This window comes from Myxococcus guangdongensis, assembly GCF_024198255.1.
GTDB classification, from domain to species: domain Bacteria; phylum Myxococcota; class Myxococcia; order Myxococcales; family Myxococcaceae; genus Myxococcus; species Myxococcus guangdongensis.
The window spans coordinates 1041215-1058226 of the sequence record NZ_JAJVKW010000001.1 but is presented as its reverse complement, the minus strand read 5'-3'; the positions used below and the strand labels follow the sequence as shown (position 1 = coordinate 1058226).

At 69.7% G+C, this 17012-nt stretch carries 11 protein-coding genes; all 11 read left to right on the top strand.

All coding sequences use genetic code 11. The features are described from left to right. Positions 1–15: 15 nt before the first annotated feature. Positions 16–1539 (top strand): UDP-N-acetylmuramoyl-L-alanyl-D-glutamate--2,6-diaminopimelate ligase, encoded by a 1524-nt coding sequence (locus LXT21_RS04255; RefSeq protein WP_254036793.1) that lies wholly within the window; start codon positions 16–18, stop codon positions 1537–1539. Positions 1540–1572: 33 nt separating this feature from the next. Then, positions 1573–2976, top strand: coding sequence for a UDP-N-acetylmuramoyl-tripeptide--D-alanyl-D-alanine ligase (locus LXT21_RS04250; RefSeq protein ID WP_254036792.1), 1404 nt, complete (start codon positions 1573–1575; stop codon positions 2974–2976). Beyond that, complete coding sequence (mraY, locus tag LXT21_RS04245) at positions 2976–4154, top strand: phospho-N-acetylmuramoyl-pentapeptide-transferase (protein WP_254036791.1); 1179 nt, start codon at positions 2976–2978, stop codon at positions 4152–4154. The genes LXT21_RS04250 and mraY overlap by 1 nt, the downstream gene beginning before the upstream one ends. A 24-nt stretch (positions 4155–4178) precedes the next feature. Then, complete coding sequence (gene murD, locus LXT21_RS04240; protein WP_254036790.1) at positions 4179–5546, top strand: UDP-N-acetylmuramoyl-L-alanine--D-glutamate ligase; 1368 nt, start codon at positions 4179–4181, stop codon at positions 5544–5546. Positions 5547–5550: 4 nt separating this feature from the next. Then, the gene (ftsW, locus tag LXT21_RS04235; protein ID WP_254036789.1) at positions 5551–6714 is read left to right on the top strand and encodes a putative lipid II flippase FtsW; all 1164 of its coding nucleotides are present in this window, start codon (positions 5551–5553) and stop codon (positions 6712–6714) included. Further along, positions 6711–7856 carry an undecaprenyldiphospho-muramoylpentapeptide beta-N-acetylglucosaminyltransferase gene (gene murG, locus LXT21_RS04230; RefSeq protein ID WP_254036788.1) on the top strand — a complete coding sequence of 382 codons (1146 nt, stop codon included), beginning with the start codon at positions 6711–6713 and terminating at the stop codon, positions 7854–7856. Before ftsW ends, murG begins: the two co-directional genes overlap by 4 nt. Then, positions 7853–9271 (top strand): UDP-N-acetylmuramate--L-alanine ligase, encoded by a 1419-nt coding sequence (gene murC, locus LXT21_RS04225; protein ID WP_323394058.1) that lies wholly within the window; start codon positions 7853–7855, stop codon positions 9269–9271. The genes murG and murC overlap by 4 nt, the downstream gene beginning before the upstream one ends. Before the next feature lie 6 nt (positions 9272–9277). Next, on the top strand, positions 9278–10213 hold the full coding sequence (gene murB, locus LXT21_RS04220) for a UDP-N-acetylmuramate dehydrogenase (RefSeq protein WP_254036787.1): 936 nt from the start codon (positions 9278–9280) through the stop codon (positions 10211–10213). After that, the gene (locus LXT21_RS04215; protein ID WP_254036786.1) at positions 10210–11169 is read left to right on the top strand and encodes a D-alanine--D-alanine ligase; all 960 of its coding nucleotides are present in this window, start codon (positions 10210–10212) and stop codon (positions 11167–11169) included. Before murB ends, LXT21_RS04215 begins: the two co-directional genes overlap by 4 nt. 769 nt (positions 11170–11938) lie before the next feature. Continuing rightward, on the top strand, positions 11939–15766 hold the full coding sequence (locus LXT21_RS04210) for an Ig-like domain-containing protein (RefSeq protein WP_254036785.1): 3828 nt from the start codon (positions 11939–11941) through the stop codon (positions 15764–15766). Positions 15767–16139: 373 nt separating this feature from the next. Then, a complete protein-coding gene (locus LXT21_RS04205; RefSeq protein WP_254036784.1) occupies positions 16140–16994 on the top strand; it encodes a cell division protein FtsQ/DivIB in 855 nt (284 codons plus the stop codon). The last annotated feature ends 18 nt before the right edge of the window (positions 16995–17012 follow it).

Sequence of the window (17012 nt, the reverse complement as noted above, 5' to 3'; positions counted from 1 at the left end):
GAAGAAGGGGAAGAGATGAAGCTGACGGATGTCCTCGCAGGGTGTGGTGCCGAGCAGACCTCGGGTGGTCGTTCCGCGGTCGACGTCACCGGTGTGACCCAGGACTCGCGGCATGTGAAGCCTGGCGACTTGTTCGTCGCCATTCCCGGCACCAAGGAGGATGGTGCCCAGTTCATCGGGGAGGCCGTGTCACGCGGAGCCGTGGCGGTGGTCTCCGAGAAGCCGGTGCCCTCCTCGCAGGTGCCCTTCTTCAAGGTGGGCAGCGCGCGCAAGGCGCTGGCCCTCATCGCGGCGAACTTCCATGGCCGTCCGGCCGACAAGCTGACGTTGCTCGCGGTCACCGGCACCAACGGGAAGACGACGACGTCGTTCCTGCTGGAGGCGATGAGCGCGGCGGCCTACGTGTCCACGGGGGTCATCGGCACGCTGGGCTACAAGTTCGGCGGCAAGACGGTGCCGACGGCGAACACGACGCCGGACCCGCTGGAGCTGCACCGCATCTTCAAGGAGATGGTGGACGCGGGGGTGGAGACGGTGGTGATGGAGGTGTCCAGCCACGCGCTCGCGCAGGAGCGGGTGCACGGGCTGACCTTCAAGGCCGCGGGCTTCAGCAACCTGAGCCGCGACCACCTCGACTACCACAAGGACATGGAGGACTACTTCCAGTCCAAGCGGAAGCTCTTCGCGGAGAACCTGTCCGCCTCGGGCGTCGCGGTGGTGAACGGGGATGACACCTACGCCAGCCGCATCTACAACGAGCAGCGCGGCCAGAAGAAGATGGCGTGGAAGTTCAGCCGTCAGGGCAGCGGGGAGATCTCCGCCTCGGACGTGACCTTCTCGCTGGATGGCATCAAGGGCACGCTGAAGACGCCCTCGGGTGACATCGCGCTGAAGAGCAAGCTCCTGGGGCCCCACAACCTGGAGAACATCCTCCTGGCGGTGGGCATCGGCATCGGCGCGGGCTTCTCACGCAGCGACGTGAAGGTCGGCATCGAGCGGATGACGCCGGTGGAAGGCCGCATGGAGCGCGTGGAGAACTACGGCCCGGGCGGAGCGCCGACGGTGCTGGTGGACTACGCGCACACGGACGACGCGCTCAAGCGCGCGCTCGAGGCGGCCCGCTCGCTGGCCAAGGGCCGTGTCCTCACGGTCTTCGGCTGCGGTGGAGACCGCGACAAGGGCAAGCGCCCGCTGATGGGGCAGGTGGCCGCGGAGGCCGCCGACGTCGCCGTCGTCACCAGCGACAACCCGCGCACGGAGAACCCGGACGACATCATCGGCCAGGTGACCCCGGGCCTGGAGAAGTCGGGCATGCGCCGCATCTCCGCCGCCAAGGCGAAGTCCGGTGAGAAGGGCTACCTGGTGGAGGCGGACCGCCGCGCCGCCATCGAGCAGGCCATCAGCCTGGCCACCGGGGACGACGTGGTGCTCATCGCCGGCAAGGGCCACGAGACCTACCAGCAGGTGGGCCAGGAGAAGCACAACTTCGATGACCGCCAGGTGGCCGCCAAGGCCCTGGCGAACCGCACGCCCGGCTGAGCAAGGCGCGCGAGAGGCGGGCCCTCACACCCCATGGCAGCTCGATTCAGCGACGAAGAGGTGGTGCAGGCGACCGGGGCGACCCGGCGCCTGGGGCCCGGGCCCGCCGCCTTCGAAGCGGTCTGCACCGACACGCGGGCACTCACCCCGGGCTGCCTGTTCGTGGCGCTCGTGGGTGAGCGCTTCGACGCACACGCCTTCGTGGACGCCGCGGCCAGGGGTGGCGCGGCGGGCGCGGTGGTGGGGAGGGGCCGCGCGCTGCCGGCGCTGCCCGAGGGCTTCGTGCTGTACGAGGTGGAGGACACGCTGATGGCGTTGGGGGCCCTGGGCCGCCACCACCGTCAGCGCTTCCGCATCCCCGTCTGCGCGGTGGGCGGCTCCAACGGGAAGACGACCACCAAGGAGATGGTGGGCGCCATCCTGGCCACCCGCGGGCCCGCCCTGAAGACGGAGGGCAACTTCAACAACGAGATTGGTGTCCCCCTGACGCTGTTCCGGCTGGAGCCCCAGCACGTGGCGGCGGTCATCGAGGTGGGGATGAACCGCCCGGGGGAAATCGAGCGGCTCACCCGCGTGGTGCGCCCCGACGCGGGCGTCATCACCGTGGTCCAGCCCGAGCACCTGGAGGGCTTGGGCAGCCTGCAGGGCGTGGCGGACGCGGAAGGGGAGATGTTCCAGGAGATGGGGCCGGGCACCACCATCGTCATCAACGCGGACGACGCGCTCATCCCCGCGCAGGCCGAGCGCAGCACGGCGAACCGGCTGACGTTCGGCCGGACGGACGGCGCGGACGTGCGGCTGGTGTCGGTGGAGACGAAGGGCCGCGACGGCATGGTGGCCACGGTGCGTCACCTGGGCCGCGAGTGGCCGGTGCGCCTGTCCTTCATCGGCCCGCACAACGCGCAGAACGCCACGGCGGCCTTCGCGGTGGCGCTGGCGCTGGGCTACACGCCGGAGGAGTGCGTGCGCGGGCTGGAGGACGCGCGGCCGTACTCGCGGCGGCTCAACGTGTTGGACGGGCAGGGCGGCGTGACGGTCATCGACGATTGCTACAACGCCAACCCCGCGTCGATGGACGCGGCGCTGGAGACGCTCGGCACGCTGGTGCCCTCGGGCGGCCGGGCGGTGGCGGTGCTGGGCGACATGTTGGAGCTGGGCCCGGGCGAGCTCGAGGAGCACGCGCGACTGGGCGAGCAGGTGTCGGGCAAGGCGGCGCTGGTGGCGTTCTTCGGCCCGCGCTCGGCGGAAGGCTTCAAGCGCGCGGGGCTGGCAGAGGCCGCGGCGCATTTCACGGAGGTGGAGCCGCTGGTGGCGTGGTTGACGCCGCGGCTGCGCCCCCAGGACGTGGTGCTGGTGAAGGCGAGCCGCGGCATGCGGCTGGAGCGGGTGGTGGCCGCGTTGACGGGCACCCCGACGTCCTCCGGAGGAAACCACTAGTGCTGTACCTGCTCTACGAGCTCATCCAGAACACGGAGGCGGGGCGCATCCTCAACTTCTTGCGCTACCCGACCTTCCGCATCATCGCCGCCGGGGTCTTCGCGCTCGTGCTGGGCATGCTGATTGGTCCGCGCCTCATCGCGAGGCTGCGGCTCAAGCAGCACGGGCAGAGCAACGTGCGCGAGGACACGCCGGACACGCATCAGAAGAAGAAGGGCACGCCCACCATGGGTGGCGCGCTCATCCTCATCTGCATCGCGGCGGGCACCCTGTTGTTCGCGGACCTGAAGAGCCGCGTCGTCTGGGTGGTGCTGCTGCTCACCTTCGGCTACGGCTTCATCGGCTTCCTGGACGACTGGCTCAAGCTGTCCAAGCGCAACTCCAAGGGCCTGGCGGGCCGCAAGAAGATGGTGCTGCAGACCTTCTTCTACCTGGTGGCGGTGTTCGGCCTGCTCACCACGTGGACGCAACCCGACGGCTCGTTCGGCCCCACGCTGCTCATCAACACGCGGCTGACGCTGCCCTTCATCCCCTCGCACTGGTTCAACCTGGACCTGGGCTGGTTCTACGTCGTGTTCGCGTGGGTGGTGGTGGTGGGCACGTCCAACGCGGTGAACCTCACGGACGGCCTGGACGGCCTGGCCATCGTCCCGACCATCGTCTCCGCGATTACCTTCGCGGTGCTCTGCTACGTGGCGGGCACCACGCTGAGCATCGCGGACTCGGTGTCGGTGGGGGGCACCACGAAGCTGGTGGCCACGCCGCTGTACCAGTACCTGGGCATCCTCCAGGTGAAGGGCGGCGCGGAGCTGGCGGTGTTCTGCGCGGCCATCGTCGGCGCGGGCATCTCCTTCCTGTGGTTCAACACCTACCCGGCCTCCGTGTTCATGGGCGACATCGGCTCGCTGGCGCTGGGCGGGGCCCTGGGCGGGCTCGCCGTGCTGTCCAAGAACGAGGTGGTCTCCGCCATCATCCACGGCATCTTTTTCGCGGAGGCGCTGAGCGTGATGATTCAGGTGGCCTCCTTCAAGATGACCGGCAAGCGGGTGTTCAAGATGGCGCCGGTGCACCACCACTTCGAGCTCAAGGGCCTGGCCGAGCCGAAGATCATCGTCCGTTTCTGGATCGTCTCCATCCTCTGTGGTGGCGTGGCGCTCCTGTCGCTGAAGCTGCGCTGATTCCCCCAAGGGGTGGTGGCTCCCATGACGCTCTCGCTGTCCGGGCAGAAGGTGTTGGTGTACGGGCTGGCGAAGAGCGGCGTCGCGGCGCTGCGCCTGTTGTGTCAGCAGGGCGCGAGCGTGACGGCGCTCGACGCCCGCGGCGAGGAGGCACTGGGCGACGTGGCCCGCGAGGTGAAAGCGCTGGGGGCCGCGCTCGTCACCGTGCCCGCGCCGCCGGGCCTGTTGGAGTCCCAGGCGCTGGTGGTGGTGAGCCCGGGCGTGCCGCTGGCGCTGCCGGAGCTGCGCGCGGCCGCCGCGGCCCGGGTGCCCATCTGGGGCGAGGTGGAGCTGGCGTGGCGCGCGCTCACCTCCGTGCCGCTGTTCGGCATCACCGGCACCAACGGCAAGAGCACCACCACGGCGCTCACCGGGGAGCTGTTCGCCAAGGGCCGCCGTCGCACCTTCGTGGGCGGCAACCTGGGCCGGCCCTTCAGCGAGGCGGCGCTGACGCCCGCGGACTGGGACGCGCTGGTGGTGGAGCTGTCCAGCTTCCAGCTCGAGGGCATCCAGTCCCTGCGCCCGCGCGGCGCCGCCATCCTCAACCTCACGCCGGACCACATCGACCGGTACGCGAGCCACCAGGAATACGGCGAGGCCAAGGCCCGCATCTTCCAGCACCAGCACGACGGTGACTTCGCGGTGGTGAACGCGGACGACGCGGCCGTCATGGGCCTGGCGACCCAGGCGCGCACGCCGGTGTACGGCTTCAGCGTCACGGGCCGCCCGGTGGTGGACGCGCCGAAGCTCTCGGGGCTCGCGGTCGCGGTCGACGGCGGCTTCCGGCTGGAGTTCCTGGGCGAGTCGTACCGGTTGGACAACCGCGCGCTGCGCGGCGCGCACAACGCGCAGAACGCGATGGCGGCGGCGCTGCTGGCGCGGCTGGGCGGCGTGCCGGCGGACGCGGTGCAGGCGGGGTTGGACAGCTACCCGGGCCTGCCCCACCGGCTGGAGAGCGTGCGGGTGCTGGACGGGGTGGAGTGGGTGAACGACTCGAAGGCCACCAACGTGGACTCGGTGCTGGTGGCGCTGCGCGCGTTCCAGGACGGGGTGTGGCTGATTGCCGGCGGCAAGGGCAAGGGCGCGCCGTACGCGCCCATGGTGGAGGCGGGGCGGGGCAAGGTGAAGGGCGTGCTCACCATCGGCGCGGATTCGGAAGCACTCGCCCGGGCCTACGAGGGGCAGGCGGCGGTGCATGCGTGCGGCACGCTGGCGGCGGCGGTAGCGAAGGCGCGTGAGCTGGCGAAGGCGGGTGACACGGTGCTGCTGTCGCCCGCGTGTGCGTCGTACGATCAGTTCAAGAACTTCGAGGACCGGGGCGACAGCTTCAAGCGCCTGGTCGGAGCGCTGTGACGGCATGAAGACCTCTCCCCCGTCGAACGCTCCCGTGCGGTTCGACCCCATCCTCCTGTGCGCGGTGCTGGCCCTGGTGACGATGGGGCTGGTGATGGTGTACTCGGCGAGCGCGGTGCTGGCGCAGGACAAGCTCGGCGACAGCCTCTACTTCTTCAAGCGGCAGGTGACGGCGGCGGGCATGGGCCTGGTCGCCATGGCCGTGGCGATGAAGGTGGGGTGGCGCAAGCTGGCGCGCTGGGCGTATCCGCTGCTGCTGGCGGCCATCGTCCTGCTGGTGCTGGTGGCCATCCCCGGCATCGGCTCGACGGCGGGCGGCGCGCGCCGGTGGATCCGCCTGCCGGGCTTCAGCCTGCAGCCCGCGGAGGTCGCCAAGTTCGCGTGGGTCGTCTATCTGTCCTACTCGCTGGCGAAGAAGCGCGAGAAGGTGGCGACGTTCTCCGTGGGCTTCCTCCCGCACCTGGCGTTGTGCGGCATCCTGGTGATGCTTTGCATGCTGCAGCCCGACTTCGGCAGCAGCGTGCTCCTGGTCTTCATGCTGTTCGTGCTGCTGTTCGCCGCCGGCGCCAAGCTGAGCTACCTGGTCGGCTCCATCCTGCTCGCGCTGCCCTTGGCGTACGTGGCGATTGCGTCCAGTCCGTACCGCATGAAGCGCATCCTGGCCTTCCTGGACCCGTGGGCCCACCGGCATGACGTGGGCTACCAGGTGGCCGAGTCGCTGATGTCCATCGGGTCCGGCGGCGTGTCCGGCCTGGGCCTGGGCGACGGCCGGCAGAAGCTCTTCTTCCTGCCAGAGGCGCACACCGACTTCATCTTCGCCATCCTCGGCGAGGAGACGGGCCTCATCGGCGTGGGCGTGCTGGTGGTGCTCTACGCCCTGGTCCTCTGGCGCGGCGTGCGCGCGAGCCTGGCGGCGGGCGAGTCGTTCGGCACGTACCTGGGCCTGGGCATCTCCTCCATCATCGCGTTCCAGGCCACGGTGAACATGTGCGTGGCCATGGGGCTGCTGCCGACGAAGGGCCTGACGCTGCCGTTCGTCTCGTACGGTGGCTCGTCGCTGGTGGTGCTGATGGGCGCCGCGGGCGTGTTGCTGTCGCTGAGCGCCAGCGCGCAGGGGGCGCCGAGGGGTGCTCGGACAGGTTCGGAGCTGAGGGAGGTGGCGGCGTGAAGGTGCTCATCGCGGGAGGCGGCACGGGGGGGCATCTCTTCCCAGGCATCGCCCTGGCGGAGGAGGTGGTGACGCGTCACCACGCCAACGAGGTCGTCTTCGTGGGCACCGAGCGGGGCCTGGAGGCGCGGGTGGTGCCGCGCGAGGGCTATCCGCTGGAGCTGGTGAAGGTGCAGGGCCTCAAGGGCAAGGGCTTCTTCTCCCTGCTCAAGGCGCTCGTCGCGCTGCCCCTGGCCTTCATCGAGTCCTTCCGCATCCTCTCCCGGCAGAAGCCGGACGTGGTGGTGGGCGTGGGCGGCTATGCGAGCGGGCCGGTGGTGCTGGCCGCGTGGCTGATGGGCATCCCCACCGCGATTCAGGAGCAGAACGCGCTGCCGGGCCTCACCAACAAGGTGCTGGGCAAGGTGGTGCGGGTGGTCTTCATCGCCTTCGACGAGGCGCGCCAGTTCTTCCCCGAGAAGAAGGTGCAGCTCATCGGCAACCCCATCCGCCGCAAGCTGATGGACAACTACCTGCGCAGCCACGTGGCGCACGAGCACTTCTCGGTGCTCGTCTTCGGCGGCAGCCTGGGCGCGCGGGGCTTGAACCAGCGGATGTTGGAAGCACTCGACTCGCTGGGGGACTTGAAGGGCGAGCTGCGCTTCGTGCACCAGACGGGCAAGAACGACCTGGAGACGGTGCGCAAGGGCTACCAGGACCGGGGCTTCGACGCGGACGTGGTGGAGTTCATCGACGACATGTCGAGCGCGTACGCGAAGGCGGACCTGGTCGTCTGCCGCGCGGGCGCCACCACGCTGGCGGAGCTGACGGTGTGCAAGAAGGCCAGCATCCTGGTGCCCTTCCCGCACGCGACGGATGACCACCAGACGGTGAACGCGCGGGCGCTGGTGGACGCGGGCGCGGCGCTGATGTTCCAGGAGTCGGAGCTGACGGGCGCGAAGCTGGCGGAGACCCTGCGCACGCTCAAGGAGCACCCCGAGCGGCTCAAGGGGATGGAGAAGAAGGCGGCGCTGCTCGGCCGTCCGGAGGCGGCCAAGGAGCTGGCCGACGTGTGCGTGGATTTGATGGTGCAGACCTGGGGCCCCAGTGGCCGCGAGCGCGCCACACCCGAAGCGAAGAAGGCGCCCAGGAGCGAGTCGTGACGAAGAACAAGCCCCCCAGTCTCTTCAAGACGCGGCACGCCGCGCAGGTGCACTTCGTGGGCATCGGCGGCATCGGCATGAGCGGCATCGCCGAGGTGCTGCTCAACCTGGGCTACCGGGTGTCCGGCAGTGACTTGAAGGAGAGCGACATCACCCGGCGCCTGACGCGCATGGGCGCCTCCATCTTCGAGGGCCACAAGGCGGCGAACCTGGTCCAGGCGGACGTGGTGGTCATCTCCTCGGCGGTGCGCAAGGACAACCCCGAGGTGGTCACCGCGCGTCAGCGGAAGATTCCCGTCATCCCCCGCGCGGAGATGCTCGCGGAGTTGATGCGGCTGAAGTACGCGGTGGCGGTCGCCGGCAGCCACGGCAAGACGACGACGACGTCCATGGTGGCCACGGTGCTGAGCGCCGCGGGCCTGGACCCGACGGCGGTGGTGGGCGGCAAGGTGAACGTGCTCGACTCCAACGCCAAGCTGGGCAAGAGCGAGCTGATGGTGGTGGAGGCGGACGAGTCCGACGGCAGCTTCCTCAAGCTGCACCCGTCCATCTCCATCGTCACCAACATCGACCCGGAGCACATGGACCACTACGGCTCGCTGGAGGTGCTCCAGACGGCCTTCGTCGAGTTCTGCAACCGGGTGCCGTTCTACGGGCTCAACGTGCTGTGCCTGGACAACCCCAACGTCCAGGCGCTCTTGCCGCGCATCGAGAAGCGCTTCGTCACCTACGGCAGCTCGCACATGGCGGACTACCGCCTGGAGAGCATCACGCTGGATGGCTTCACCACCACGTTCCAGGCGTTCCGCCGGGACGAGGCGCTGGGCGAGTTCCGGGTGCGCATGGTGGGCGCGCACAACGCCTTCAACGCGCTGGCGGTCATCGCCGTGGCGGAGGAGATGGACATCCCGCTGGAGACGGTGCGCACGGCCCTGGCCGAGTTCGGCGGCGTGCAGCGGCGCTTCACGGTGAAGGGCGAGGCGAAGGGCATCACCGTGGTGGACGACTACGGGCACCACCCCACGGAGGTGCTGGCCACGCTCGCGGGCGCCCGGCGCGCCTTCGGTCGGCGGCTGGTGGTGGCCTTCCAGCCCCACCGCTACACGCGCACGCATGACCTGTTCAAGGACTTCACCACCGCGTTCAACGACGCGGACCTGCTCTTCGTGACCAACGTCTACGCGGCGGGCGAGGAGCCGATTCCTGGCGCCACGGGTGACGCGCTGGCGGACGCGATTCGCGCGCACGGCCACCGCGACGTGACGTTCGTCCCCAAGCGCACGGACCTGCCGGCGGAGCTGCTGCCCCGGCTGCGCGAGGGTGATTTGGTGCTGACGCTGGGCGCGGGTGACATCACCCACGTGGGCCCGGACCTGCTCGGCCTGCTGGGCCACGCGGCTCCGACGAAGGGCTAGCGCATCATGGTGGAAGCAGGTGTGAAGACGGTGCTGGCCCTCCGCGTGGAGCGTGTGCCGGACTGCGACGTGAAGGCAGGAGAGCCGCTGGCTCCGCTCATCAGTGTCCGGGTGGGCGGCGCGGCGGAGGCGCTGGTGCGGCCCCGGTCTGGCGACGCGTTGGTGGAGGTGCTGAAGCTGGCGCGCGACGAGGGTGCGCCCTTGAGCATCCTTGGCGGCGGCGCGAACACGCTGGTGGGGGATGGCGGCGTGCCGGGCGTCACCGTGAAGCTGCCGGGGGATTTGTTCCCGGAGCTCATCGACGTGGGGCCGGAGGGTGGGCTCATCACGTTGGGCGCGGGCGCGGCCATCGTGAAGCTGGTGAACGTGATGCGCTCGCAGGGGTTGGTGGGCGCGGAGTTCCTCGCGGGCATCCCCGGGACGCTGGGCGGCGCGGTGGCGATGAACGCGGGCACGAAGAACGGCGAGGCCTTCCGGGTCATCGAGGCGGTGGAGGTGGCGACGCCGGATGGGGTGGGGTGGCTGACGAAGGCGCAGGTGCCGCATGCGTACCGGCACTCGGAGCTGCCTGTTGGCGGGGTGGTGACGCGGGTTCGCTTCCGGCTGCCGCGTGGTGATGTCGCGGCGTCCAAGGTCGCGATGGACGCGGACCTGGGCTACCGCAAGCGCACGCAGCCCTTGAGCCAGCCGAACTTCGGCAGCGTGTTCACCAATCCGCCGGGTGACCATGCCGGGCGGCTCATCGAGTTGGTGGGCCTGAAGGGGCACACGCTCGGGCGGGCGCAGATCTCCACGCTGCACGCCAACTGGATTGTCAACCTGGGCGGGGCCACCGCTCGGGACGTGCTGGGGCTCATCACGCTGATGCAGACGCGCGTGAGGGAGGCCACTGGCGTCGACATGAAACCCGAAGTCAAACGCGTGGGAGTCTTCCTGCCATGACGACAGTGAATCGCGGCGCCTTCACGAAGGACGAGCTCAAGCACAAGCGCGTGGGCGTGTTGTTCGGCGGCCTGTCGTCCGAGCGCGAGGTGTCCCTGCGCACGGGCGCCGCCGTGTCGGGCGCGCTGCGCTCGCTGGGTTACGACGTGGTGGACATCGACGTGGGCAAGGACCTGCCCGCGCGGCTCGTCGCCGAGAAGGTGGATGTGGCGTGGCTGGCGGTGCACGGGCGCTACGGTGAGGACGGCAGTCTCCAGGGCCTGCTCGAGTCCATGTTCATCCCGTACACGGGCAGCGGCGTGCTCGCGTCCGCGATGGCGATGGACAAGGTCTACGCGAAGCAGATCTTCCTGGCCCACGGCATCCCGACGCCCGCGTACCGCGCGTTCCAGGACGAGGCGTCCGCGCTGGCGGCGGCGGACTCGCTGCCGTTCCCCTTCCCGGTGGTGGTGAAGCCCAGCCGCGAGGGCAGCAGCGTGGGCGTGCACATCTGCAAGACGCGCGACGCCTACGAGGCCGCGGTGAAGGACGCCGTGAAGTACGCGGGCACCCTGATGGTCGAGCAGTTCGTGAAGGGCCGCGAGGTGCAGGGCGGCGTGCTGGACGACGAGGCGCTGGGGGTCATCGAGGTCCGCGCCGCGCGTGAGTTCTACGATTACGACGCGAAGTACAAGGCGGGCACGGGTACTCAGTACCTCTTTCCCGCGCCGCTCCCCGAGGCGCAGTACGCGCGGGTGAACGAGGTGTGCCTGGGCGCGCACCGGGCCCTGGGCTGCGCTGGCGGCTCACGCTCGGATGTCATCGTCACCGAGGGCGGTGACGTGTTCCTGTTGGAGACGAACACGCTGCCGGGCATGACGGCCACCAGCCTGTTGCCCAAGATTGCCGCGGGTCGCGGCATCGACTTCCCAGCGCTGTGCGAGCGGTTGCTCGTGGGTGCCTGTCTCAAGGCCTGAGCACGCGGCCTGTCCTCGGTGTGATGCCGGGGAGGGGCGGCGTGGGGTGACGGCGTTTCCCGCGCTCGCTGAGGTAGGACGCTGACGCAAGTTGGCCGCCCTTCTGGAGGGCCGAGAATGGCTCCTCTTCCGCGCGAGTGGCGACACGCTCGTTGATGGGGCGCTGATGCAAGGTGGCTCCCTTCAGACAGCCCGCTCGTGGCTCCTCTGCCATGCGAGTGGCCACGTGACGGTGGCGCAACTCGCGCCTCACCGAGATTCGGGGCGCTGACGCAAGGTGGTCTGCGCGTGGCCCTTCTGCCGCGCGGGGAGCGACATGACGGTGACCCTGCCCGCGCTCGTTGCTGTGGGGCGCTGACGCAAGGTGGTCTGCGCGTGGCCTCTTTTCCTCGGGAGTGACGACCTGCTGGTGGCGCAGCTCGCATCCTGCTGACGCAGGGCTCTGACGCAAGGGGGCGGCCCGACGGGGGGCGCGCGTGCCACCATCCGCGCGGGTGGTGACTCCAGGTGCTTCAGACGGGACGCTCGCTGCGGAGTGAGTTGTCTGCCTCGGACCACCCTCACGTGAACTCGAATGCGCTCCGCCGCCACATGTGGGCGCCTGGCGTCACGCCCTTGTTCCTCGGGTTCTCATCTTCCGAACAGCCGTGATGCGGTGGCAGATGCAACGGACTGTGCGACTTTTCTGGCGCCATCCGTTCCTGAGCAGGGGTTGGGGCGTGGCCGCGGAAGTGGCCTGTCGGTTTTTCCACCGCACCCCCCACATTTCATGAACACCACCACTCCGTGGAAGCGCAGTGTCCTGCTCATCCTGGCCCTCTGGCTGGGAGTCACCGCCTGCAAGGATTCCAAGTCCGATGATCCGCCGATGGACGCCATCGACTCGGGCTCGGATGCGGGGACGCCTGATGGAGGCTCACCCGATGCCCATGGCTCGGACGGAGGCGGGCCCACGGCGGATGGCGTGGGCTTCATCGACTACACGCTCCCCCTCCAGGACGCGGAGCAGGTGGCCCGCAACACGCGCATCCACGTCGCCTTCGTCGATGCGCTCGACGACGCCACCGTGGGGCCCGCGAGTCTGACGGTGACTGAGAATGGCGTGGCGGTGGCCGGCGCCGTCACCCATGACGCCGTCACGCGCTCTGTCGCCTTCGTCCCCGCGCGGCCCTTCGCGGCCGACACGCTGGTGACGGTGACGGTCGCGACCGCGCTGCGCACCACGACAGGCGACAGCCTGCCCGCGCCCTATGTCTTCCGCTTCACCGTGGGGACGGATGCGGACACGAAGGCTCCGACGGTGTCCTCCACCCGGCCCACGCACCAGCAGCGATACGTGGCGGTGGGCTACCCCGTGTACTCGCTCACCTTCGAGGAGCAGATGGACCCGCGGACACTCAACGCGGAGACGCTCCGTTTCGAGCAGAAGCTGGACAACTCACCGGCCGCGCCGCTCACCGGTGTCATCACGTACGAGCCGAACTCCCGCACCGCCTACTTCCGGCTGAACCCGCTGCCCGCACCAGGCGCCGTCGTCACCGGGACCCTCTCCACCCAGGCGAAGGACCTGGCGGGCAACGCGCTCACGAGCAGCTTCAGCTACGCGTTCACCCTGAGCATCGTCGCGGACAACGGAGCCCCGAGCCTCGCATCGACCTTCCCCGCATACGGAGCGACGGGCATCCCCGTGCGCATCGACGCCATCGAGGGCGTCTTCGCGGAGCCCCTGCGCCCCGCCACGGTGACAGTGGAGAGCTTCTACCTGGAGGAGATGGACGAGATTGGCGCCAGGCCCGTCCGGAAGGTGCCGGGCTCCGTGCGCTACGATGACCGACGGATGGCGGCCATCTTCACGCCGACGTCGCCCCTCGCGTACCAGACGCGCTACCGGGTGACCATCGACGACGTGGAGGACCTCGCGGGCAACGGCTACCCGTGGATGGGCTCCAACCCCTTCTGGTTCGTCACGGAGCTCCAGCCCGCTCCGCCCCAGGTGACAGGCGCTCTGCCCGTCGCGGACGCGCGCTTCGTCTCGCGCGACGGTGCGCTGCGCGTGAGCTTCGACCGTCCGTTGGACCCGGCCTCCATCAACACGACGACCTTCTCCATCGCGGGGCACACGGGCCTGGTGAACTACGAGGCCTCCACGCGCACCGCGGTGTTCCGTCCGGTGCCGCCGTTCGCGCCGGCCACTGTCTACACGGCCACGGTGAAGGACGTCCGCACGCCCCAGGGGCAGTCCCTCGCCGCGCCCTTCACGTACGCCATTCGAACGGTGGACACGCACACGCAGGTGAGTGGCGCCACGCGCGGTCAGCCCGGCGGCCTCGTGTTCGCCACGGGCCCCCTCGGCACGCTGGCCGTCTGGAACGAGGACACCGGCGAGGGCGTCCAGGTGCGCGCGGCGCTCGACTCCGGTGGCGGCTACGGTGCGTCACGGCTGCTCGGGGTGAGCACCTCGGCGGCGGTGTCGCCGCAGGTCGCGGTCTGGGACAACCGCTTCGCCATCTCCTGGCCGGACGCGACGAGCATCAACCACCGCGTGGTCTCCTTCGACGGGACGACGCTCACGTCCGCCGGGCCCAACACCACCGGGCGCCTGTTCAGCGCGGCCGGGCGCCTGTTCATGCTCGAGTCGAATCGCATCCGCGCCCTCTCCGGCAACCAGTGGGCGGAGGTCTTCGCGACCGGCACCCTGGGGGCGAGCCCCACATTCCTCCACAACGGTGACGCGGTGCTGATTACCTCCACGCCGGGCGCCAACCCTCGCGTCGCCGTCACCTACGACGGTGTCCAGTGGGTGCAGAGCTCCATCTCGTCCCGCGCGGACGCCGACTACCTCCGCGTGGGAGACACCTTCGTTCGCGCGTGGGTGAGCGACCGGGGCACCGAGTTCTCGCGCTTCGACCGCGCCACGCGGCAGTGGGGCGCAGCGGAGCTCATCTCCACCTCGGACTCGGACGCGGTGAAGCTCGCCACGGACGGTCAGGTCATCACCGCCGTCTACATTCACGCGAACGGCTTCCCGTATGCGGCGGACCGCGTGGGGAGTACGTGGCAGCCCGAGGTCCGGCTCTCGGAGAGTTCGGTCAACACGTTGTGGGGCGTCGCACGGAGCCACGGCAACTTCGTGGCGCTGTGGTCCGCCAATGTCAGCACCAGCCAGCTGCGCGCGACCACCCAGACGGGCGGCTCCTGGTCTTCGCCGGTGACGGCCACCGTGGTGACGGGGATGAGCCGCGTCCGCGACCTGCGCGTGCAGGGTGACGACCTGCTCGTCCTCACGGAGACGGGCAGCGCCACCGCCAATCATCAGGTGTGGGGCACCGCGCTCACGCTCCAGGGCTGGCGGCCCGCGGTCCTGCTGCGTGACTCCGCGGCGGGCCGCGCCTCCTTCATCCCCGTGGACTCGCGACAGGGCGTCGTCTTCGTGGCGCCAGGGCAGCTCTCCGTGCGCACGTACCAGGGGACGGGTGAGTGGGCTGAGGCCCGTCCGCTCACGGCGCCCGCTCCCACGGGCACGGTGGGCGTGAGCTCCGTCGACTTCCTTCCGGATGGGCGTGGTGTGGCGGCCTGGGAGCAGTTCGACGCCGGGGAGTGGAGCGTCTTCCTCGCCGAATACGACGGGAGCGCGTGGAGCGCGCCGGTTCGAGTCGCCAGACCGGCGCGCAAGCCCCGTGTCTCTCGCAATGAGGCCCGCAGCGTGGTCGCTTTTCAGCAGGCCGTGACGGGCGGGAAGCTGGACGTGCGGGTGGTGAGCTACGAGGACGAGCAGCTCGGTACCGCGGTCCTGCTCGAGAGCGTGACGGCCACCCAGCTCCACCTGGATGTGGACCAGAGCGGTGGCGCCTTCCTCGTCGCGTGGGGCATCGCGAGCGCGCGCACCTCCTACAGCGCGGACGGCCTGTCGTGGTCCACGGCGGCGACCACCTTCCCCGCGGACACCATCAACAACTGGCAGATCGACCGGCTGGACGTCGACGCGGTGGGGAGTCAACTCGTGGTGTCGGCGCGCCGCTACATCAACTTCCACGCGAGGGTGAGCCAGGGCGGCATCTTCCAGAACATCTACGGGAGCACGGCCCACATCGACGACGAGCAGTACGTCGTCCACGGCAACACGCTGATGATGGTGGAGGGACTCGACGGCCAGATTGGCTGGCGGGCCTTCAACGCCGAGACCTGGAGCCACCGCTTCACCAACATCCCGGGGCAGGGGGGCTACGCGCTGGTGGGCCCGTCTCCCCAGGGACTGCGCCTGCACACGGGCAAGGCGTGGTTCCGCTGGGATGGCGCGGACTGGGTGCACGTCGCGGCGAGCAGCCGCCCCGCCAACGCCAACGCGGGCCGCATGGTGTGTGACGACAAGGGCTGTGGCGCGGTGGCGGCGTCGCCCCGGGACTTCGTGGGCATCCTCAGCCTGTCCTACGCGGCGGGCACCGGCCCGTTCCACGCGGGGGCCACGCCGAAAGACACCTCATCTGGTGTTCAGTATGACAGCGCGACGCTGGACTTCGAGGCGGGCACCTACCGCCTCACCTGGCACCAGCTCGTCGAGGACCGCGTCAGCGTGCTCGAGGCCAGCACGCGCCTGTGAAGTCCGCCACCGGGTGGGCCACCCTCGCCCGCCCGGTGGAAGAACCTCGCCCGAGAACCAAGCGCGGCGCCCTCCCGCATGTGCCCGTCCACTCGGGCAGCGGGAGGGCGGAGGGGGCCGCCGATGCGGGGATGAAAGCTCCGGTTTTCGCCGTGAGTTCACCTGCTGACGCTTCCGCGCGCGGGCTTGATAAAAGTCCCCTTGAAATCCAGCCGCTTGAAGATCAAGGTCCGCCGCCCTTCGCCAGGGGCCCGCTCAGAGCGGGAGCCTTGTTTCCTCAGGGGTGTTTCACGCGCTACAGCAACGTGGCTGTTGCCAAAAACTGGCGTGGAGATCCATCCGCGCGCAGCATGCGTGACACCTTTTCCTCACCATGGCCTTCGGACGAAGCAAAAACCGCCGCCGTCAAGACTCCGCCCAGCGAAATGAGGCGGTGAAGAGCGCGGTGCGTTCGAGGGGCCCGGGCGTGATGAAGGTGCTGGCCCTGACGCTGACGACGGGCCTGCTGGTGTGGGGCGGGGTGGAGACGCGCAAGTGGGCGTTGTCGTCGCCCCGCTTCGACCTGGCGGCGGTGTCCTTCGCCGGCCTGGAGCGCGCCTCGCGCGTGGAGCTGCTGCGGCTGGCGGCGCTGACGAAGGGTCAGAACCTCTGGACGTTGGATACGGGGGCGCTGGAGCGCGCGATGCGCCAGCACCCGTGGGTGAAGAAGGTGGAGGTGACGCGGCGCTTCCCGAACCGGGTCTCGGTGCAGGTGTCCGAGCACGTCCCGGAGGCGCTGGCGGTGTTGGGCGAGCTGTACGTGCTGGACGAGGAGGGCGAGCCCTTCAAGCGGGTGACGCCCGGCGACGGGCTGGACCTGCCGCTGGTGACGGGGGTGGACCGGGACGGCTACGTGGCGGACCCCGATGTGGCGCGCCAGCGGTTCCAGGCGGCGCTGGAGGTGGCGCGGGCCTACACGAGCGCGTCCCCGGGCAAGCCCGAGCGGCTGTCCGAGGTCCGGATGGATGGGCGGGAGGTGACGCTGGTGGCCGCGTCGGGCCAGGAAGTGCGCCTAGGCGAAGGAGATTCCGAGGTCAAGCTGCAGCGGTTGGCCCGTGTTCGTCGCGAACTGAGCGCGAGGGGGCTTGCAGCGGAGATCATTCACCTGGATAACCGGGCCCGGCCCGGCTGGGTGGCGGTGAAGATTTCGAGCCCCGCGTCCGAGAGGAGCGGGAGCACGAAGCCGTAAGAGGACGCCCCTTTCACG